Consider the following 20,350-nt stretch of genomic DNA (forward strand, 5'->3'; position numbering starts at 1 on the left):
ACGGCTTAAACAGTTCTTCACTCTCTGCCCGGATGCTGGACGCAGATTGTCCCGGAAACACCAAAGATGAGTCTTGCAGAAAAACTGTCACAAGAACGGCGCGCACGTCTGGCGGCCGAGCGGTTGTTGCAAATGAAACAGGCAGAGCTGTCGGCTGCCAACCGCAAACTGGGCCTACATGCGATGGCATTGACCAAGCGGATTGGTGAAACCCAGGCCGAGGTTGAAACGGTCCGGGGTGAGAATGAAAAGGTCAAATCCGATCTGACGGTCGCCAACGCCAAGATCGAGGTGGCCGAGCGCCGCCTGTGGCATTCTATCCAAACTATTCAGGATGGATTCGCGTTCTTTGACGAGGAAAGTCGCCTGATTGGGGCAAACGCGGCTTACTTAAGCGTCTTTGACGGGCTGGAAGAGGTTGCGCCGGGTGTGACCTATCCGAGGATTCTTGAGATTCTGACGACTGAGGGGCTGATTGACCTTGGGTCCGAGCCGACGCCCGGTTGGCGCGATAGAATGCTGCAGAGATGGGCCATGCCGCATCCACAGCCCGAGGTTATCCGGCTGTGGAACGGCCATTACATCAAGCTAATCGACCAGCGCGGTCATGGTGGCGATGTGGTGAGTCTGGCCCTGAACATCTCGGCATCCGTGCGCCATGAGGCCGAATTGACCTCTGCTCGTGAACGGGCCGAGGCGGCAAACCGCGCCAAATCGGCCTTTCTGGCCAATATGAGCCATGAAATCCGAACCCCGATGAACGGTATCGTGGGCATGACTGAATTGCTGACTGAAACACCTTTGGATGAAGAACAACGGCTGTATTTGAACACCATCCGCAACTCGGGCGAGGCGCTATTGGTGATTATCAACGACGTCCTGGACTATTCCAAGATCGAGGCGGACAAGCTGACCCTGCACCCGGAACAGTTCGACTTTGAACGCTGCATTCTTGAAGTCGCGATGCTGCTGCAACCCAGCGTGCGCGATAAAGGTCTGACGCTATTGGTGGATTACGATCTGTTCCTGCCCACATTGTTTGTTGGCGATCCAGGGCGGGTCCGGCAGGTTTTGACCAATCTCGTCGGCAATGCGGTCAAGTTCACGTCCGAGGGCCATGTCCTGATCCGTGTCACCGGTGTGCCTAACCCGGATACCCAATCCTGCGACGTGCATGTGGCAATCGAAGATACCGGCATCGGCATCGACGAAGACAAGATCGGGCACATTTTTGGTGAATTCAATCAGGTCGAAGACGAACGGAACCGGGCCTTTGAGGGAACCGGTCTGGGCCTTGCTATTACCAAGCGACTGATCACATTGATGGGCGGCGCTATCTGGGTGGATAGCGAGCCGGGGCAGGGGTCCTGCTTTGGCTTTCGTGTCTCAATGCCGACCGCTGAAGGCCCGCAACCTGCCCCGCCCGATCTTGACGGGCGCCTGCGCCACGTGATGATCGTCGAGGATTTGGCCGCCAACTGCGCGATCCTGTCCAAACAGCTGGGGCGGCTGGGGGTGCAGGTCACCGTTTGCACCTCGGGCCGAGAGGCGCTGACGGCGCTGGACGACAGTGTGGACCTTCTGCTGTGCGATCATGACCTGCCCGACATGGACGGGCTTGAGCTGGCTGTCATGCTGAAAGACAGGGGGTGGGGCGCTCTGCCGATTGTCGTGATGTCGGCCAATCCCGGTGTCATTCACGCCCACCCCGCGCGCCACCTGATCGAAGGCGTTCTACAAAAGCCGATCCCCAGGGCTGAGCTATACGCGCGCCTGAAAGCGCTTGGCCACCCACAGGGCGTTGAGTCGCTTTCGGAGACCGCACCGATCAATCAGGAACCTAACCAACCCGCATGTGAAGGAACGCAGCGTATCATGCGTGTTCTGGCGGCCGAAGATAACCGGACCAATCAACTGATCCTTAAGAAGATGGTCAAAGATCTGAACATCGACCTGCGCTTTGCCGGCAACGGGATCGAAGCGGTGCAGGAGTATCAGGAGTTTAACCCAGACCTTATCTTTATGGATATCTCGATGCCTAAAATGGACGGCAAACAGGCCACAGCCGAAATCCGGCGCCGTGAGATTGAGACTGGCCGTCATGTTCCTATTGTCGCTCTGACGGCTCATGCGATGGCTGGTGACGATCAGGGAATCTTATCTGCCGGGCTGGATCACTACCTGACCAAACCGCTGCAAAAGCAGACGATTCACCAGATGGTTCTGACCCATAGGCCGGATGATTGTTGCCCGGTTGTTGCAGAGGAAATCCGGGCTGACTAGATTGAACCCATGTCTGAAGATCGTGGATTTCAGCCCCGCGCACTGGGTGAGATTGCCATCCGCTGCGCGGATATGGCCGCCATGGTCGCGTTTTATGAAAACGTGATCGGGTTAAAGCGTCTTAGCGGTGACCACAACAGCGCGATCACCTTCTTCCAGATAGCGTCCGGATATAGTGGCCATACGCAGGTCCTTGCCCTGTTTCACCACACCGCCGCCCCGCGACCAGGGCTGCATCCTACCGGATCACAAAAACCGGTGACGGGTGGAGCGTCGTCTCTGCATCACATCGCTTTGTCGCTGCCATTCGACGAACAAGACGCTGTGATGCGATGGTATGACCACCTTGGCCAGCCCTACCGGGTCGAGCAGTTCGGATGGATCGGCTGGCGCGGCATCTTCACCGAAGACCCCGAAGGCAATACTGTTGAACTCGTCGCCTATGACCCGTCTATGTTGGATCAGGCCTGATAGGGCCGCACAAAGACGGGTTTGTTTTCTTCCGACAAATCGGGGCGGTATTCGTAGCCACCTGAGTCAAAGTCCAGCAGCCCTTTTGGATCGTCCAACCTGTGCTGAATGACATACCGTGCCATCGCACCGCGCGCCTTTTTGGCAAAAAAGCTCACGATCTTTGGCGTGCCGGCTTTGTCTTCCATGAAAACAGGGGTGATAACGCGCAGTTTCAGCGCTTTAGGGTCTACTGCGCCGAAATATTCCTGGCTGGCGCAGTTCACCAGAACGTCCGATCCAACCTCAGCACCTTGCGCATTAAGCGCTTTGCTCAGTTGATCGCGCCAGTATTCATACAGGTTCTTTCCGCGGCGGGTTTTAAGCTTGCTGCCCATCTCAAGCCGATAGGCCTGAATGGAATCAAGCGGACGCAGCACGCCATAGAGGCCAGACAGAATACGAAGATGATCCTGCGCCCAGGCCATCTCCTCGGCATCTAGCGACGCAGCTTCAAGCCCTTGATAGGTGTCACCCGCAAAGGCCAACGCGGCGGGGCGTGTCACATCCGCCTCGGGCGCATCTGAGAACGCGCGATACCGGTCGCGGTTCAGGCGCGCGAGATCATCGCTTAGATCCATCAGTTTTTTCAGATCACCCAGTGTCAGATTGCGTGCGGTTTTTGACAGACGGATGGCATCGTCCTGAAAGTCTGGCTGCGTGACTTCGACATCCCGTTCCGCCCAGTCCAGCCGCTTGGCCGGGGAAATAACTACCAGCATATCCGCTCTCTTTCCTTGCCTGTACTGGGCCGTATCTAGTCCGTCTGTCGCAGCACGTCCAGAAAGGCGGCTCCAAACCTTTCGTGACGGCGGTCACCCAGAACATGTTCCATTGCGCGCGGGTCATCTGACCGCAATTGTGCAACCTTGGCGAGTTGCGAGGCCGAGCAAGTTAGCGGCTTGTCGATCCCCTGCGGACCACGTGATAGCTGCGACTGCACTTCAAGCAACTGGTCATAGATATCGCCCTGATCCCGGCCAGCCAATTTGCGGCGGGCGGGATGAACGGCTTCAACCTCACCGGCGACGACTTCAAGAAACGTGTCACCATAACGTTCCAGCTTTTTCGCTCCGACCCCGCCAATTCGGGCCATATCGTCCAGAGACAGGGGGCGTTTCTCAGCCATTTCGATTAGCGTGCGGTCAGGGAAGACGACATAGGCTGGTACCCGTGCGGATTCGGCCAAAGCGCGCCGTTTGGCTTTCAGGGCCGACAGCAGCGGCGCGTCTTCCTCGGACACCATCATTTTGACCGCCGGGCGGCGTCCGGCCTTGCGCAATGTGTCCTTGCGCAGGTTGATCCGGGCCTCACCCTTCAGGATGGGCTTGGCAGCCTCGGTCATTTGCAGTGCGCCGTGGCGTTCGGGGTCCGGGCGGACCAGATCATACCCCATTATCTGCCGAAAGATGGCCTGCCATTGGGGCCGCGACCACTCTTTGCCGATCCCATAGGTCGACAGTTGGTCATGGCGCCGGGCGCGGATCTTGTCGGTTTCATTGCCCAGCAGGATGTCGATCAGGTGGCCGGCGCCGAACCATTCCTCGGTGCGCAGGATTGCAGACAAGGCCATGCGGACGGGCGTGGTCCCATCGAACACTTCGGGCGGGGTGTCACACAGATCGCACTTGCCGCAAGGTTCTGCCTGTTCTCCGAAGTAGCCCAATAGAGTCTGACGGCGGCATACCAATGCTTCGGCCAGACCCAATAGAGAATTCAGGCGTGCATGGTCGGCCATGCGACGTTCTGGCGGGGCCAACCCTTCGTCGATTTGCGAGCGGCGCAGGCGAATATCGTCGGGGCCGAACAGAGTCAGCGTTTCGGCAGGGCCACCGTCACGGCCGGCACGGCCGATTTCCTGATAATAGGCCTCGATGGATTTGGGCAGGTCGGCATGGGCCACCCATCGAATGTCGGGCTTGTCGATGCCCATGCCAAAAGCCACGGTGGCAACCACGATCAACCCGTCTTCGCGGGCAAAGCGGGTTTCGACGATACGGCGATCCTCGGCCTCCATTCCGCCATGATAGTGGCAGGCAGAGTGACCTTCCGCGCGTAAGGCTTGCGCGAGCACTTCGGTTTTGTTGCGCGTGCCGCAATAGACGATGCCAGATTGCCCTTTTCGGGCACTGGCAAAGTCGAGGATCTGTTTGCGGGGGCCATCCTTGGCCCCAAAGGCAAGGTGGATATTGGGCCGGTCGAACCCGCGCAGAAACTTGTTGGGGGGCGTGCCGTCGAACAGTTTTTCGACGATCTCGTGCTGCGTTTCGGCATCCGCGGTGGCGGTGAAGGCGGCGAGGGGGACGCCCAGCGCGCGCCGCAGCTCACCGATCCGCAGATAGTCTGGCCGGAAATCATGGCCCCACTGGCTGACGCAATGGGCTTCATCCACGGCAATCAGACTGACGTTGATCCGGCGCAGCATCCCCAGTGCCGACCCTGCCGCCAGACGTTCGGGGGCCATGTAAAGCAGCTTGAGCCGCCCGGCCTCCAGCGCTTCCCACACGGCATCTGTTTCTTCGGGCGTGTTGCCCGAGGTCAGAGCACCTGCTTCAACGCCGGCCTCTTGCAGCCCGCGAACCTGATCGCGCATCAGGGCGATCAGCGGGGAAATCACCACCGTCACGCCATCCCGCATCAACGCAGGCAGTTGGAAACAAAGGGATTTACCGCCACCCGTCGGCATGATCGCCAGCACGTTTTCACCTGCGGTCACGGCATCGACGATCTCTTCCTGCCCGGGGCGGAAGTCGTCGAATCCAAAGACATCTCGCAGCATCGGTGCGGCGTCGAACATGTGCGGGGTTGCCCTGTTTTAAGGTTTATCTGCTCTTAAGACAGGACAATCACATACTAAGATTCGGTGAACAAGAGGGATCAGCCTCAGCTCAGGGCCAGAAAGAGTTCCGGCAGGACGTAGCTTCGCAGTGAAATGATGATGATCAACACGACCAGAGGCGTCAAATCGATGCCGCCAAGATCGGGCAGCACTTTGCGAATAGGGCGATAAATCGGCTCCAGTATCCGATTCAACCCGTACCAAATCTGGGCAACGAATTGCTGGTGAAGGTTCAGAACCTGAAAGTTGATCAGCCAGCTCATTATGACCTGAATCAAGACGAACCAATAGGCGATGCTCAATACCAAGTCGATCGGGCCGAAAATTGCCATCATATTCGTATTCTCCAAGTCACGTTTCGCGAGAGGTAGTAGCTAGCGCGGCAAAGAGCAAGTGTGCGCTAACAGAACCCTTGCGAAATAGGCCAAAGACCCGTCTTATGAAAACAACGATAAACAGGGGCAGTCATGGCAGAAATTTCCAAGCGCAAGCGCATTTGGGGTTGGTGGTTTTTCGACTGGGCCAGTCAACCGTATCATACATTGCTGGTTACCTTTGTCTTTGGTCCCTACTTCGCCGGAGTTGCGGCAGAGTATTATCTGACGTCCGGTCTGGATGCGGATGCGGCCGATGCGCGGGCGCAGACGGTGTGGGCGAATTGCATGACCATCATTGGGTTGATCATCGCCTTTGGCGCACCGTTGATGGGGGCCATGGCGGATGTTTCGGGTCGCCGAATGCCATGGATTTTCGCGTTTTCGGTGATGTATGCGGTGGGGTCCGCCGCGCTTTGGTACACGATGCCCGACGGGTCGAATATGTGGCTGATGTTGTCGGCCTTTGGTCTGGGCTTTGTTGGCGCGGAATACGCTCTGATCTTCATCAATTCGCAGCTGCCCGATTTGGGGGACGAAAATGAGGTTGGTGAGATTTCGGGGTCAGGATTTGCCTTTGGCTATTTTGGTGGGCTGATCTCACTTGCGATCATGCTGGCGCTGTTCGTCGAGCAGGCCAACGGCAAGACCCTGATCGGGATGGATCCGCTGTTTGGGCTGGATGCCTCAATGCAGCAGGGCACACGTTTCGTGGGGCCATTCACGGCGGTTTGGTTCGTTCTGTTCATGATCCCCTACTTCCTTTGGGTCCGGGATGATGCGCCGACCGACAAAAAAGGCAATGTGGGCGACGCGCTGCGCCTGTTGGTCAAGTCGATTTCCAATCTGCGCCACCGGGTCAGCCTGGCCACCTACCTTGGATCATCCATGTTCTACCGCGATGCGTTGAACGGGCTTTACACCTTTGGTGGTGTTTATGCGCGACTGGTGCTGGAATGGGACCTGATCAAGATCGGTGTCTTTGGTATCGTCAGCGTTCTGGCTGCGGCTGCGTTTTCGTGGGTCGGCGGTAAGCTGGACAAGAAATACGGCCCTAAACCAGTGATTTTGGTGGCTATCTGGGTGCTGATCTTTGTTTGCATTACCATCGTGTCGATGGACCGCACACAGATCTTTGGCATGTCTTTACCCGAAGGATCCGGCCTGCCTGATGTGGTGTTCTTTGGCTGCGGGGTTCTGATCGGCGGCATGGGCGGTATTTTGCAATCCGCCAGCCGTTCGATGATGGTGCGTCACACCGACCCCAAGGCCCCGGTCGAAAGCTTTGGGCTTTATGGTTTGTCGGGGCGTGCCACAGCCTTTGCCGCCCCCTTGCTGATCGGAATAGCCACAACTGTAACCGGCAGTGCAAGACTGGGGGTGTCACCCATCGTTCTGTTGTTTATTCTGGGGCTAATACTGATGCGCTGGGTGAAACCGGAAGGGGATCAGAGCAGATGATTTCGTTACGTTTTTTGACGATACTGGCCGCGATATTTCTGACGAACACTGCTACGGCGCAGCCTCTGGCAAAGCAGTTGTTCGGGGCGCAGAAAGCAAGTTCGCAGCAAAAATCCGCAGCCTTCGGCAGTTATTCGCGCGGGTGCGCTGCAGGGTCGGTGCAATTGCCCGAAACGGGACCGACATGGCAGGCGATGCGGCTGTCACGCAATCGAAATTGGGGGCATCCCGAGGCGATTGATTATGTGCAGGACCTTAGCAAGTTCGCGGCAAAGCAGCCGGGGTGGAACGGGCTATATGTCGGCGATATCAGCCAGCCGCGCGGTGGGCCGATGACATCCGGGCACCGCAGCCATCAGCTGGGTCTGGACATCGATATCTGGATGCTGCCCGGCGACAACATGCGCTTAAGCCGCAAAGCACGTGAGAATATCTCGTCGATTTCTCTGCGCCGATCGAATGGCGCGTTTGTCAACGGTAACTGGACAAAACAACACCATGCTGTGCTGCGTGCGGCGGCCAAGGACAAACGCGTTGCGCGTATTTTTGTCTTTCCCGGCGCCAAGGCGGAAATGTGCAAAAACGAGAAGGGCAATCGTGCCTATTTGCGCAAGATCAGGCCCTGGTGGGGACATCATTATCATTTCCATGTACGCCTGAAATGCCCGCGCGGTTCGAATGGTTGCGTTAATCAGGATCCTCCGCCAAAAGGGGATGGCTGCGCCGAGGCGCAGCAATGGGTGAACAATATCCTCAACCCGCCGCCACCCGACCCCAACGCCCCGGCGCCAAAAAAACGGCGTGAATTCCGAATGGCCGATCTACCTCAGCAATGCACACAAGTTCTGCAATCCAACTGATTGTCGCAGTACTGTTGGCCGGGGCGGCTTGGGCAGTTGATCTCAAGACACCCAACCACCTTGGCAGTTTTACATGGCGTCACACGGCCGAGTGGTTTGGCGGGATTTCTGCCATCCACATCTCGGATGATGGCCGCCATTTGATTGGAATGACCGATCGTTCGACACTGATTGCCGCACGGGTCGAGCGTAATGATGACGAAATTACCGACATTCAGATCACTGAAAATTGGCCTCTCATTTCCAGCAGAGGACGCCCTCTGACTGGTGGGGTCGGGGATTCCGAAGGCATAGCCATTGCCCCTGATGGCGCCCTGTTCGTCTCGTTCGAAGGTATCCACCGCGTGGTGTATTACCCCGCGCCAGGGAAAAAAGCGCAGGTTCTGCCGCGGCCCAAGGCGTTTGATGGCTTTGAGCTCAACGGCTCGCTCGAGGCGTTGGCCATTGATCAACGCGGTCACCTTTTCACAATGCCCGAGGAAAACCGAACAGCGACGGGTGATATCCCTGTCTATCGGTGGGACGGTCAGGCGTGGTCGACGCCTTTCGTTTTGCCGCAACGGGGGGACTTTCTGCCAGTTGCAGCAGATTTCGGACCGGATGGCAGGCTTTACGTTTTGGAACGGGATGTTGGTTGGATCGGGTTCCGTTCGCGTCTGCGGCGATGGGAGTTGGACGGTGACACCCCAAGCGCCGAAGAGGTTCTGTTCCAAACTGGGACCGGTGCACATGACAACCTCGAGGGTTTGTCTGTCTGGCGCGACGACGAGGGCCGTTTGCGGGCCACTATGGTGTCAGATGATAATTTTCTGGCGCTTCAGCGTACTGAACTGGTCGAGTATGCTCTGCCCGATTGACACGTCCAAAGCAAAGGTCTAGAAGCGCGGCTTGCCTTGGGACGGTCCCTTGGCCAAGTCGCCGCTACCTTGTCAAAACGGGCATCTGAAAATGCAACGCGCTTATATACCCGGCATTATTGCCATGGCTGCCATTGTTGTGGCCTCGAATTTTCTGGTTCAGTTCCTGATCTTTGACGGGCTGCTTACCTGGGGTGCTTTCACCTATCCGCTGGCCTTTCTGGTCACCGACATCATGAACCGCGTCTATGGCGTGGCGACCGCCCGCAAAGTCGTGTTTGCCGGGTTTATCACCGGTATCATCTGCTCGCTGATCGGCAGCCAGATCATGCTGCAAGGTGACGGTTTCACTTATGCCGCTGTGCCGCTGCGAATCGCCGTTGCGTCCGGGACCGCTTTCCTGCTCGCGCAGCTTACGGACGTCACCGTGTTCAACTCATTGCGTGGCGGCCGTTGGTGGCGCGCGCCGCTGGTCTCGACCCTGATCGGATCGGCGTTGGACACCACTTTGTTCTTCACCATCGCATTCTCGGCTTCGATTACTCTCTTTGGTGCCGACGCCGACGCCGCAATCAGCTGGGCGTGGGAGCCTGTACCCTTCATGCTGACCGGTCCGATGGCGCCCCTGTGGGTAACGCTGGCCTTTGCGGATTGGCTGGTGAAATTGTCGCTGGCGATGATCGCGCTGATCCCGTTCAAGGTGATCGTCGCGCGACTGACGGCTCAGCCGGCGTAAAGAAAACGTTTTGAGTTTCGTGCAACTCGTGGCACGATTCCTGTAACGGAAACAGATTGAAAGGAGGTGATCCAATGTCGAGAAAGGGATTGGAGAGAGGTGTTGGAACAACCGGGGGGATCGCCTGTTAAGGCAGCCCTTGGTGGAGCGCTCGCTCCGGCTGGTCGATTGATCTAACCGACCCAACCTCCTGAGCTTTCGAAGGGCCGTCCCATGCGGGGCGGCCCTTTTTGTTTTCGGATCAGGCCTGTAAGGTCAGCCTCATGTTGCGCATCACCGACGATATCACCCTGCAAGACTGGGAAATGACCGAGAGCTTTGTTCGCTCATCCGGTCCCGGCGGGCAGAACGTGAACAAGGTGTCCACCGCCGTCGAATTGCGGTTCGAGGCGGCGCGCTCACCTTCTTTGCCTGATCCCGTCAAATCGCGGCTCAAGCGTCTGGCGGGGCGACGCTGGACCAAAGAGGGCGCGATCATCATTCAATGCGACGAAACCCGCAGCCAGGCGCGCAACCGCGAAATCGCGCGCAATCGGCTGGCCGAGTTGATCACCCGCGCTATGGTTAAACCCAAGCGCCGTATCGCCACCAAACCCACCTACGGTTCGGTCAAGCGACGTCTGGCGGCCAAGAAAGCACGGTCGGGCGTCAAATCCCTGCGCGGTAAAGTTTCCGAAGATTGATCTGGTATCTTTGCGGCGCATCGCTACTCTGACCCGGCGCAGTTGCAAGAGGACAAGATCATGAGGTTAGAGGGAAAAACCGCCATTGTAACCGGCAGCGCATCAGGCTTTGGTGCCGGTATCGCGCGGAAATTCCTGTCCGAAGGTGCGCGGGTCATGATTGCCGATATCAACGGCGATGCGGCAGAGGTTCAAGCCAATCAACTGGGCCCGAACGCCTTTGCACATCAGGTCGATCTGGCCAACGGCGCATCGGTTGAGGCGATGGCAGACGCAGCCTTTGATCGACTGGGGCATCTCGATATCCTAGTCAACAACGCCGGCGTCACCCACCTTCCCACCCCGCTGGAGGATGTGAGCGAAGAGGATTTCGACCGCGTTTTCAACGTGAACATGAAATCTGTCTATCTGACGGCCCGTGCATTGGTTCCGCATATGAAATCGCGTGGTACCGGTGCGATCCTAAACGTGGCCTCGACGGCTGGCCTGTCGCCGCGTCCGAATCTCAACTGGTACAACGCCTCCAAGGGGTGGATGATCACCGCGACCAAGACCATGGCGGTCGAACTGGCCCCATCGGGTGTCCGGGTAAACGCCATCTGCCCGGTTGCGGGGGAAACGCCCCTGCTCAAGTCCTTCATGGGCGAGGATACGCCCGAAATTCGCGCCAAGTTCCTGTCGACCATCCCGCTGGGTCGTTTCTCGACACCCGAGGATATGGCCAACGCCGCCTGTTTCTTATGTTCCGACGAGGCGAGCATGATCACCGGCACAGCATTGGAGGTCGACGGTGGCCGCTGCATCTGATCCGCTCTTTAATTGGCAAAAAATATCTCGACCGGAGGCAGTGCGCTTGCGTGCTCTTCTGTTCCAACATCTGAAGACGCAATGACCTCCGGACCCCGAAACTTGATCACCGATGTTCCCGGTCTTTTGGTTGGAAACGCTCAGGATGACGCGCTCAAATCCGGCGCAACCGTTCTGACGGCACCCAATCCCTTTACGGCCTCCGTTCACGTGATGGGCGGTGCGCCGGGCACGCGGGAAACCGACTTGCTGGCACCTGACAAATCTGTGTCGCGCGTGGATGCCATCGCTCTGTCCGGTGGTTCGGCCTTTGGCCTGGACGCCTGTTCCGGGGTAGCTGACGCGCTTAGGGCGCAACACCGCGGGTTTGAGGTTGGCAATGTCGTAGTCCCCATCGTTCCGGGTGCAATCCTGTTTGACCTGCTTAACGGTGGCGACAAAGCCTGGGCCGAGAACCCCTATCGCGCGCTGGGGCGTCACGCATTCGAGGGCGCGTCCGATCAGTTCGATCTGGGTACTGCTGGCGCAGGGACTGGTGCCTTGGCTGCCATGCAAAAGGGTGGGCTCGGATCCGCCTCGTTTGTGATGGAAAACGGGGTCACGGTTGGCGCATTGGTTGCTGCCAATCCGCTCGGCAGTGTCACCACGCCGGGTGACCGTCATTTCTGGGCCGCTCCGTTTGAAATCGGCGACGAATTCGGAGGATTAGGGCCTGATTCCAACACGGGTCTTGGTCGTGTCTTGACCAGTCGCAAGGCCAAAGCAATGCGACCCGCCCAGCCGGACAAGGCCAACACCACCATCGCAATTGTTGCCACTGACGCGGCGCTGTCCAAGCCGCAATGCCATAGGTTGGCGGTGGCTGCCCATGACGGAATCGCGCGGGCGATTATTCCCGCGCACACACCAGGCGATGGCGATCTGGTGTTCGGCGTCAGCACAGGCAATCACGACCTTCCAGAGGCTGAACTGGGGCTTCTTGGTCATGTGGCTTCGATCTGTCTGTCGCGGGCCATCGCGCGGGCCGTATTTCTTGCCTCGCCAGCGGCGGGGGATCTTTTACCCTGTTGGTCCGGCTTACATGACTTAAGTTAAGGACGGCCTATATGCCGCAGTGGCACAGTGCCCTCGCGCGGCAATCTGCGCGTTGACTCTTTTTTGCGCCGACGGTCCATTCGGTGCAGCCAATTCGTATCGGAGCAAAAGCTATGAATCGCATTCTCGCGACCGCAATCGTCGGCCTTCTGGCCCTTCCCGCATATGCCGAAGGCGACGCCGAAGCCGGCAAGAAGACCTTTAACAAGTGCAAATCCTGTCACCAGATTGCCGACTCTGAGGGTGAAGTCATCGTAAAGGGCGGTAAAACCGGTCCGAACCTGTATGGGATTGCAGGCCGGACCGCAGGCACCGTCGAAGACTTCAAATATGGCGATAGCATCGTTGCCGCTGGTGAAAACGGTCTGGTCTGGGACGAAACGACATTCGTTGAATACGCAAAGGACCCCAAGGCGTTTCTGAAAGATTATCTGGGTGAAACCTCGGCCAAATCCAAAATGACCTTCAAGCTGAAGAAGGGTGCCGAGGATGTTTACGCCTATATCGTAAGCGTGTCTGGCGAATAAAGCCGCAGACCAAACACCGTTTGAGGTTACAAAAGGCCGCAGCCCCTGCGGCCTTTCGTGCGCTTGATAACCGCGTTGAACAGCGCCAATTTGAAAGCGCGCGGTTTTTCATGCATTTCACGCATAAATTCGCAGAGCCAAGCCGACCCGGTGGCAGCCAATTTCGAATTTCCGGCCCTTCGGGTGGATCGGCAGCAGGAGACGACAGATGGGAATCATGATCCCGGCCTGGGTTGATGGCGAGTTGACCCCAGTGGACAAGCTTGAGGCGCATGAAAAAGGCCTGCGGCACAAGGCGGTGTCGGTCTTTGTCGTGCGCGGGACCGAAATTTTGATGCAGCGTCGGGCTTTAGGAAAATATCACACCCCTGGCCTTTGGGCGAATACCTGCTGCACCCACCCCGATTGGGGTGAGACGCCGTCTGTCTGCGCCGTGCGCCGACTGCGCGAGGAATTGGGAATTACCGGGCTTTACCCGGAATACCGTCACCGGTTGGAATATCACGCTGATGTTGGCAACAACATGATCGAGCATGAAGTGGTCGACATCTTTCTGGCCCATGTGCGCGGCCCGCTGAAGATTGAGCCCAACCCGGAAGAGGTCATGGAAATTCGCTGGATCGATTACCACGATCTTCTGGCCGAAGTGCAGCGCTATCCCGAGCGATTTACACCGTGGCTCAAGATCTATTTGCACAATCACGCCGACACGATATTCGGACCTGATCTGATTATCTCGGCCACCTCCTGACGGCTACGCCTTGCAAGGGCCGCCCAAGCCGCATAGATCAACGCGTCATGGCTAAGCAAAAGACAGACCCGAATTACAAAGTCATCGCCGAAAACCGGCGCGCACGCTTCGATTACGCAATCGAGGACGATCTTGAGTGTGGCATTATGCTGGAAGGGTCCGAGGTTAAATCCCTGCGTGTAGGTGGGACGAACATCGCCGAAAGCTATGCCTCGGTCGATGATGGCGAGCTGTGGCTGGTCAACAGCTATATCGCCCCCTATGAGCAAGCGAAATCGTTCAAACACGAGGAACGCCGTCGGCGCAAACTGCTGGTGTCACGCAAGGAATTGTCTAACCTGTGGAACGCGACCCAGCGCAAAGGCATGACACTGGTGCCGCTGGTTCTGTATTTCAACCACAAGGGCAAGGCCAAGATCAAAATCGGTATCGCCAAGGGTAAGAAGAACCATGACAAGCGCGAAACCCAGGCCAAGCGTGACTGGTCACGTCAAAAGCAGCGGTTGATGAAGGATCATAGCTGATCCTTCATACCTCTCAGAACGCCATCGCAGCTGACACCGCACGTTTCCAGCGGTCATAGGCGGCATCACGCTCTTTTGCAGAAAGTTCCGGTTCGAACCGGCGATCCAGCGCCCAGGTTTCCGCAAATCCCTGTTGATCCGGATAAACGCCTGCGCGCATACCGGCCAGCCAGGCCGCGCCCAATGCGGTGGTTTCCTGCATAACCGGCCGGTCAACCTCGGCGCCAAGGTAGTCCGACAATCCCTGCATCGCCCAGTTCGATGCACTGGCCCCACCGTCTACACGCAGGATAACGTCGGTATCTGCACCCCAGTCGCCCTGCATGGCGTGCCACAGATCGCGTGTCTGATATGCGATACTTTCCAGCGTGGCCTTGGCAAACTCGGCACGGCCTGAATTCCGGGTTAGACCGAACACAGCGCCACGGCAATCCGGTTTCCAGTAAGGCGCGCCGAGGCCGGTAAAGGCGGGCACCAGCACGACATGCTGGTTCGGGTCTGCCTTTTGGGCCAGCTCGCCACTTTCCGGGGCGGATTCGATGATCTGCAATGCATCGCGCAGCCATTGAACGGCAGCCCCGGCCACAAAGATTGACCCTTCCAGCGCATAGGTTCTTTTACCGTCCAATTGATAGGCGATGGTGGTCAACAGGCGGTTCTTCGACTCGACCGGCTTATCCCCTGTGTTCAGCAGAGCAAAACAACCGGTGCCATAGGTGGATTTCATCATGCCGGGTTGGAAGCAGGCCTGACCGATGGTGGCGGCCTGTTGATCACCGGCAACACCAAGAATCGGGATATTTCCGCCAAACAGGGTCGTATTTCCAAAATCCGAGGCGCAATCATGCACCTCGGGCAGCATGTTCATCGGCACGTCCAGCAGATCACAGATTTCGGCGCTCCATTCGCCCTTGTGGATGTCGAACAGAAGCGTGCGCGCCGCGTTGGTGGCATCCGTCGCGTGGTTGCGCCCTTCTGTCAGGCGCCAGATCAAGAAACTGTCAATGGTGCCGAACATCAGCTCTCCGGCCTCGGCCCGGTCCCGCGCTCCCGGCACGGTGTCCAGCAACCATTTAACCTTGGTGCCCGAGAAATAGGGGTCCAGCAGCAGCCCGGTCTGGGCGGTCACGTCATCCTCGCACCCGGCTTGTTTGTAACGCGCGCATATCTCGGCGGTACGACGGTCCTGCCAGACGATCGCGTTATGGATGGGCGCGCCAGTAGCGCGGTCCCAGACAACAGTTGTTTCGCGCTGGTTGGTGATGCCGATGCCCGCGATCTGATCAGAGGTTACCCCGACGCTATCCATAACTTCGCGGCAAACGCGCAGAACACTGTTCCAGATTTCCTCGGCGTCGTGTTCGACCCAGCCTTCCTGCGGGAAGTGTTGAGTGAATTCGTGCTGCGCGGTGCCTGCGCGCTGCATCTCTGCGTCGAACAGAATTGCCCGCGATGATGTGGTGCCCTGATCAATGGCAAGAATGTAGGTCACGCCTGCGCCCCCCGTCGTTTGGTTTTGCGGGACTTTAGCGCAAACAATGACGAACGTGCCAGTGTGTTCAGACAGGAATATTGTCGATCAGCCGCACACCATCCGCCCAAGCTGCTGCGAACAGGCGGGCAGGGCGGTTTGCGTGGGTTGTTGGGTCCAGAGTTTCGGCACACCGCAGTTGTATATATTCCACCTGCGTGAAGCCCGCGGCCAGCAAATCGATCTCGGCCTGTGCAGCCAAAGGATCAAACGGCGCGCCGTCTTTCAGGGCGGCCGCCAATTCCCGCATGATCCGGTTTTTGTGGGCGGCAATATCCAGCCCTTCGGACGACAGTCGCAGGTTGCGCGATGACATGGCCAGACCCGAGGGCTCGCGCACCGTGGGACATCCAACAACCTCGGTCGGAATGTCCAGATCGCGCGCCATTCGGGTCACGATCATCAGTTGCTGATAGTCTTTTTCTCCGAAATAGGCTCGATCTGCCTGCGTTTGCAGGAACAGTTTGGCCACGACCGTGGCAACGCCGTCGAAATGGCCGGGGCGGAACTCGCCCTCCATCACATCGGTCAGGCCCGCGACGGAAACGGTGGTGGCGAAGCCCTGCGGGTAAATCTCTTCGGGTTCCGGAACATAGATCGCATCAACGCCGTAGGGGGTCAATTTCTGCGCATCCTCGTTCTCGGTGCGCGGGTATTTTGCCAGATCCTCGGGGTTGTTGAACTGTTTGGGGTTCACAAAGATCGTGACGATCACCCGGTCACAACCTGCCTTTGCGGCCTGAACCAGCGACAGATGCCCCTGATGCAGCGCGCCCATGGTCGGAACCACGCCGATCTCTTCACCCTTCCGCGTCCATTCCGAGGTCAAGGCACGCAGGTCGGCCAGACGGCGAAATATTGGGGCGGTCATGTCTTTGGCCCTTTGGTCGGGGCCTGATCGGAAAAGACGTGTTCGTCCGCTGGAAAGGTTCGTGCGCGCACCTCGGCAGCATATTCGGCAATTGCGGCTTCGGCCAATGGGCCAAGCTCAGCATAGCGTTTGACGAATTTCGGTTTGAAGGCGGTGAAAAAGCCAACCATGTCGTCGACAACCAGAATCTGACCGTCGCACCCCGCCGAGGCTCCGATTCCGATTGTCGGAATCTCGATTTCACCGGTGATCTGGTCGGCCAGTTTCTGCGGCACTTTTTCAAGAACGACCGAGAACGCGCCCGCCTCGGCCACAGCACGGGCGTCGGCAAGAACCGCCTCGGCCTGTTCGTCGCGACCTTGAACCTTATATCCGCCAAGTGTGTTGATCGACTGCGGGGTCAGGCCGATATGCGCCATCACCGGAATCCCGCGCTTGACCAGAAAGCGGATGGTCTCGGCCATTTCGACGCCGCCTTCCAGCTTAACCGCGCCTGCGCTGGTTTCGGACATCAGCCGGGCGGCGTTCCGGAATGCCTCGGAAGGCGAATGCTCGTAACTGGCGAAGGGCATGTCGATGACCATCATCGCACTTTCCAGACCGCGCGCGACGGCCTGACCATGCATCACCATCATCTCCATCGTCACGCCCAGCGTCGATTCCAGCCCGTGCAGCACCATGCCGACGCTGTCGCCCACCAGAACGAAATCACAATGATCGTCCATCAACCGCGCCATTGGCGTGGTGTAGGCGGTCAGACTGACCAGCGGCTCGCCGCCTTTGCGGGCGCGGATATCCTGTGCATTCGGGGCTTTTTTGCGGGCGGTGGCGCTCATTGTCGCTCCTCCGGTTGTCATGTTGCAGCGCGGCATAACAGATGGGAGCGGGCTATAGAAACCCCGGTTGCGCGAACATTTCCTTGAATGACCTAAGGTTTAAAGGGAAGTTGGGTGCAGTACGGCCCAAAAAAACGCAGGTTTCCATTTTCAGTGGGGAGTAATTTACATGACAAAGCAGACATTTCGGTCCTTTGCTTCGGTGCTGGCGGTTAGCGCCAGCCTGTTTGGTACACAGGTTTTCGCTAAATCCGACATTACCATAGCGTTGCAACTAGAGCCGCCGCATCTGGACCCGACCAGTGCCGCAGCGCAGGCCATCGATTCGGTGGTTTACACCAATATCTTCGAAGGCCTTACCCGGTTTATGGGTGACGGATCGGTGGTTCCTGGTCTGGCTGAAAGTTGGGAAATCTCAGAAGATGGCAAGGTCTATACCTTCAAGCTGCACGATGGGGTTACCTTCCACGACGGCACCACGATGGATGCCGAGGACGTCAAGTTCAGCCTGGACCGCGCCCGATCCGAGGATAGCGCAAATGCGCAAAAAGCCCTGTTTGCCGGGATTGAAAACATCGAGGTGGTCGACCCGTTGACCGTCAAGGTGACCCTGTCTGAGCCAAACGGGAACTTCCTGTTCAACCTGGCCTGGGGTGATGCGGTTATTGTCGCGCCCGAAAGCATCGAGGGCATCAAGACCAACCCCGTCGGAACCGGCGCTTTTACCTTTGGTGAATGGGTGCAGGGCGACAGTATCACTCTGAATCGCAACCCGGACTATTGGGGCGATCGGCCTGCGTTAGAGACTGCTACGTTCAAGTTCATCTCGGACCCGACGGCGGCTTTTGCGGCCATGATGGCCGAGGATATCGACGTGTTCGACAATTTCCCCGCGCCAGAGAACCTGCCGCAATTTGAGGCTGATCCGCGCTTTCAGGTGCTTGTCGGTTCGACCGAAGGGGAAACCATTCTGTCCACCAACAACAAGATGCCACCCTTCGATGATATCCAAGTGCGTCAGGCATTGGCCCATGCAATTGACCGTCAGGCGATCATCGACGGAGCGATGTTTGGCTACGGCACGCCCATCGGCACCCATTTCGCGCCGCACAATCCGGCTTATGTCGATTTGACCGGGAACTCGGCCTACGACCCCCAAAAGGCTGCTAAGATGTTGGCTGATGCTGGGTATGCCGACGGGTTTGAGACGACGCTGCATTTGCCGCCCCCATCATATGCCCGGCGCGGGGGCGAAATCGTCGCCGCTCAGTTGGCCGAGGTCGGGATCACGGCCAATATCGTCAACGTCGAATGGGCCCAGTGGCTGGAATCGGTGTTCAAAGGAAAGGACTTTGGTCTAACCATCGTCAGTCATACCGAGCCTATGGATATCGGGATCTATGCGCGCCCTGACTATTACTTCCAGTATGATAGTACCGATTTCCAGGCGCTGATGGACACGCTGAATTCAACGACAGACCCCGAAGAACGCACCCGTCTGCTGGGTGAGGCGCAGCGCCTGATCGCAGACGACTACGTCAACGGGTACCTGTTTCAGCTGGCCAAGCTGGGTGTGGCCAAAGCCGGAGTTCAGGGCCTGTGGGAAAACGCGCCCACGGCCGCAATCGATCTGACGCAGATCAGCTGGTCCGAGTGACTCAAGGCAGGGGCCGCTGGTTCACGGCCCTTGCATTTAATGTTGTCGAGTGAGCCAAGGATGATTTTGTTTCGTGTCCTGTTTCTGGTTTTTGTGACCGTTGCCCTGGCGGCAACGACTGTGGAACCGGTTGTGGCGCAGAACATTCTGGACAGTCGGTTGGATACACCTATCGGGACGCCAGAGAACCCGCTGGATGTTGGCATCGGTATTCGAATCGATCAGATCACCAGCGTTGACCAGAAGGCCGAAAACTACGGTGCCGTGGTTGTGCTGCGTGTTGAGTGGACCGACCCTGCGTTGGCTTTTGACCGGCAAGAGCTGGGGCGCGATTTCCGGGTTTTCAACCCCCCGGCGCTGGCCGATCATGCCGCTGAGATCGGGACGGTGGTACCAGCATTCGTCATTCACAACCAACAATCCAACAAGTGGATTCACGAAGCCGCCGCCTCTCTGCGATATGACGGGCGGGTGTTGTATGTCGAGAAATCCTCGCTGACATTACAGGCCCCACATTTCGATTTTCGGAAATACCCTTTCGACACACAGGAGTTTCATTTCGAGGTCGTTTCGATCTTTCCATCCCAATATGTGTCCTATCATCCGATGAACGAGTTCTCGGGCCTTGGTGACCTGCTGGGCGAAGAAGAGTGGATTCTGGACAATGCGCGGCTTGAAACCTCTCAGGTCACGGGCCTTTCCGGTCAGGACAGCGATCAGGTTGCGCTGATCTTCGAAGGCCACCGGCATCTGACCTACTATGTCATTCGGGTGTTTCTGCCGATGCTGGTGCTGATCTCGGTCGGCTGGGCACTGTTCTTTCTTGATGAATACCGCAAAAGGATCGAAATTGCCGGAGGAAACTTGCTGGTATTCGTAGCTTTCAACTGGGCGATTTCTGCTGATCTGCCAAAGCTTGGATACCTGACATTTCTGGATTTCGTTCTGCAGTGCATGTTCCTGATGACCGGGGCTTTGATTGTGTTCAATGTCGCCCTGCGCAGGCTCAAAGTCTCGGGTCGCGAATCCGGGGCGCGCAAGTTGGATAACTACGCCATCAAGTGGATTTACCCGCTGGGTTACGCCGCAATCGTTGGCTATGCGGTTTTTGCGTATCTTCTGGTTCCATAGGTGCTGGACCCGCAGAG

Annotated in this window: 20 protein-coding genes; 14 read left to right on the top strand and 6 right to left on the bottom strand. The window is 57.7% G+C overall.

Annotated features, from left to right (window positions below; translation table 11 throughout):
* Positions 1 to 66 precede the first annotated feature (66 nt).
* Together AC2FIB_RS12230 and AC2FIB_RS12235 are read left to right on the top strand one after the other, a co-directional pair.
* Positions 67 to 2,283, top strand: coding sequence for a response regulator (locus AC2FIB_RS12230; protein ID WP_496735092.1), 2,217 nt, complete (start codon positions 67 to 69; stop codon positions 2,281 to 2,283).
* 9 nt (positions 2,284 to 2,292) lie between these two features.
* The gene (locus tag AC2FIB_RS12235) at positions 2,293 to 2,754 is read left to right on the top strand and encodes a VOC family protein (protein WP_496735091.1); all 462 of its coding nucleotides are present in this window, start codon (positions 2,293 to 2,295) and stop codon (positions 2,752 to 2,754) included.
* Here AC2FIB_RS12235 and yaaA read toward each other — a convergent pair.
* From yaaA to AC2FIB_RS12250, 3 genes are all read right to left on the bottom strand, one after another.
* Positions 2,745 to 3,515 carry a peroxide stress protein YaaA gene (gene yaaA / locus AC2FIB_RS12240; protein WP_109313672.1) on the bottom strand — a complete coding sequence of 257 codons (771 nt, stop codon included), beginning with the start codon at positions 3,513 to 3,515 and terminating at the stop codon, positions 2,745 to 2,747. The two genes, AC2FIB_RS12235 and yaaA, sit on opposite strands and share 10 nt — an antisense overlap.
* Before the next feature lie 35 nt (positions 3,516 to 3,550).
* The gene (recQ, locus tag AC2FIB_RS12245) at positions 3,551 to 5,590 is read right to left on the bottom strand and encodes a DNA helicase RecQ (RefSeq protein ID WP_496735088.1); all 2,040 of its coding nucleotides are present in this window, start codon (positions 5,588 to 5,590) and stop codon (positions 3,551 to 3,553) included.
* 86 nt (positions 5,591 to 5,676) lie between these two features.
* Positions 5,677 to 5,967 carry a YggT family protein gene (locus AC2FIB_RS12250; RefSeq protein WP_108860000.1) on the bottom strand — a complete coding sequence of 97 codons (291 nt, stop codon included), beginning with the start codon at positions 5,965 to 5,967 and terminating at the stop codon, positions 5,677 to 5,679.
* A 132-nt stretch (positions 5,968 to 6,099) separates the two neighbouring features.
* Here AC2FIB_RS12250 and AC2FIB_RS12255 point away from each other — a divergent pair, with 132 nt between their 5' ends.
* The 10 genes from AC2FIB_RS12255 to smpB all read left to right on the top strand — a co-directional run bounded on the left by AC2FIB_RS12255 (position 6,100) and on the right by smpB (position 14,307).
* Positions 6,100 to 7,467 carry an MFS transporter gene (locus AC2FIB_RS12255; RefSeq protein ID WP_496735085.1) on the top strand — a complete coding sequence of 456 codons (1,368 nt, stop codon included), beginning with the start codon at positions 6,100 to 6,102 and terminating at the stop codon, positions 7,465 to 7,467.
* Positions 7,464 to 8,327, top strand: a complete 864-nt coding sequence (mepA, locus tag AC2FIB_RS12260; RefSeq protein WP_496735083.1) for a penicillin-insensitive murein endopeptidase — start codon at positions 7,464 to 7,466, stop codon at positions 8,325 to 8,327. Before AC2FIB_RS12255 ends, mepA begins: the two co-directional genes overlap by 4 nt.
* Entirely contained in the window at positions 8,300 to 9,184 is an 885-nt protein-coding gene (locus AC2FIB_RS12265) for an esterase-like activity of phytase family protein (protein WP_496842182.1), read from the top strand. The genes mepA and AC2FIB_RS12265 overlap by 28 nt, the downstream gene beginning before the upstream one ends.
* Positions 9,185 to 9,275: 91 nt before the next feature.
* Complete coding sequence (locus AC2FIB_RS12270) at positions 9,276 to 9,920, top strand: queuosine precursor transporter (RefSeq protein ID WP_058279096.1); 645 nt, start codon at positions 9,276 to 9,278, stop codon at positions 9,918 to 9,920.
* Positions 9,921 to 10,183: 263 nt separating this feature from the next.
* Positions 10,184 to 10,603 (top strand): alternative ribosome rescue aminoacyl-tRNA hydrolase ArfB, encoded by a 420-nt coding sequence (gene arfB / locus AC2FIB_RS12275; protein WP_496735080.1) that lies wholly within the window; start codon positions 10,184 to 10,186, stop codon positions 10,601 to 10,603.
* Positions 10,604 to 10,663: 60 nt separating this feature from the next.
* Positions 10,664 to 11,410, top strand: coding sequence for an SDR family oxidoreductase (locus AC2FIB_RS12280; RefSeq protein WP_058279346.1), 747 nt, complete (start codon positions 10,664 to 10,666; stop codon positions 11,408 to 11,410).
* An 81-nt stretch (positions 11,411 to 11,491) separates the two neighbouring features.
* Positions 11,492 to 12,505, top strand: coding sequence for a P1 family peptidase (locus AC2FIB_RS12285; protein ID WP_496842183.1), 1,014 nt, complete (start codon positions 11,492 to 11,494; stop codon positions 12,503 to 12,505).
* 113 nt (positions 12,506 to 12,618) lie between these two features.
* Positions 12,619 to 13,032 carry a c-type cytochrome gene (locus tag AC2FIB_RS12290; RefSeq protein ID WP_496842185.1) on the top strand — a complete coding sequence of 138 codons (414 nt, stop codon included), beginning with the start codon at positions 12,619 to 12,621 and terminating at the stop codon, positions 13,030 to 13,032.
* A gap of 208 nt (positions 13,033 to 13,240) precedes the next feature.
* Positions 13,241 to 13,783: an isopentenyl-diphosphate delta-isomerase gene (idi, locus tag AC2FIB_RS12295; RefSeq protein WP_496739495.1), complete on the top strand. Its 543-nt coding sequence runs from the start codon at positions 13,241 to 13,243 to the stop codon at positions 13,781 to 13,783.
* Positions 13,784 to 13,830: 47 nt separating this feature from the next.
* A complete protein-coding gene (smpB, locus tag AC2FIB_RS12300; RefSeq protein ID WP_058272887.1) occupies positions 13,831 to 14,307 on the top strand; it encodes an SsrA-binding protein SmpB in 477 nt (158 codons plus the stop codon).
* Positions 14,308 to 14,320: 13 nt separating this feature from the next.
* Here smpB and glpK read toward each other — a convergent pair whose 3' ends face one another.
* From glpK to panB, 3 genes are all read right to left on the bottom strand, one after another.
* Positions 14,321 to 15,799 carry a glycerol kinase GlpK gene (gene glpK, locus AC2FIB_RS12305; protein WP_496842187.1) on the bottom strand — a complete coding sequence of 493 codons (1,479 nt, stop codon included), beginning with the start codon at positions 15,797 to 15,799 and terminating at the stop codon, positions 14,321 to 14,323.
* Positions 15,800 to 15,866: 67 nt separating this feature from the next.
* Positions 15,867 to 16,709, bottom strand: a complete 843-nt coding sequence (gene panC, locus AC2FIB_RS12310; RefSeq protein ID WP_496735075.1) for a pantoate--beta-alanine ligase — start codon at positions 16,707 to 16,709, stop codon at positions 15,867 to 15,869.
* Positions 16,706 to 17,545, bottom strand: a complete 840-nt coding sequence (panB, locus tag AC2FIB_RS12315) for a 3-methyl-2-oxobutanoate hydroxymethyltransferase (protein ID WP_496735074.1) — start codon at positions 17,543 to 17,545, stop codon at positions 16,706 to 16,708. Before panB ends, panC begins: the two co-directional genes overlap by 4 nt.
* A gap of 169 nt (positions 17,546 to 17,714) precedes the next feature.
* Here panB and AC2FIB_RS12320 point away from each other — a divergent pair, with 169 nt between their 5' ends.
* Positions 17,715 to 19,202 (top strand): ABC transporter substrate-binding protein, encoded by a 1,488-nt coding sequence (locus AC2FIB_RS12320; RefSeq protein ID WP_496735073.1) that lies wholly within the window; start codon positions 17,715 to 17,717, stop codon positions 19,200 to 19,202.
* A 60-nt stretch (positions 19,203 to 19,262) separates the two neighbouring features.
* The gene (locus AC2FIB_RS12325) at positions 19,263 to 20,333 is read left to right on the top strand and encodes a ligand-gated ion channel (RefSeq protein ID WP_496735071.1); all 1,071 of its coding nucleotides are present in this window, start codon (positions 19,263 to 19,265) and stop codon (positions 20,331 to 20,333) included.
* The last annotated feature ends 17 nt before the right edge of the window (positions 20,334 to 20,350 follow it).

It is taken from the genome of Ruegeria sp. YTSA072 (assembly GCF_059610285.1).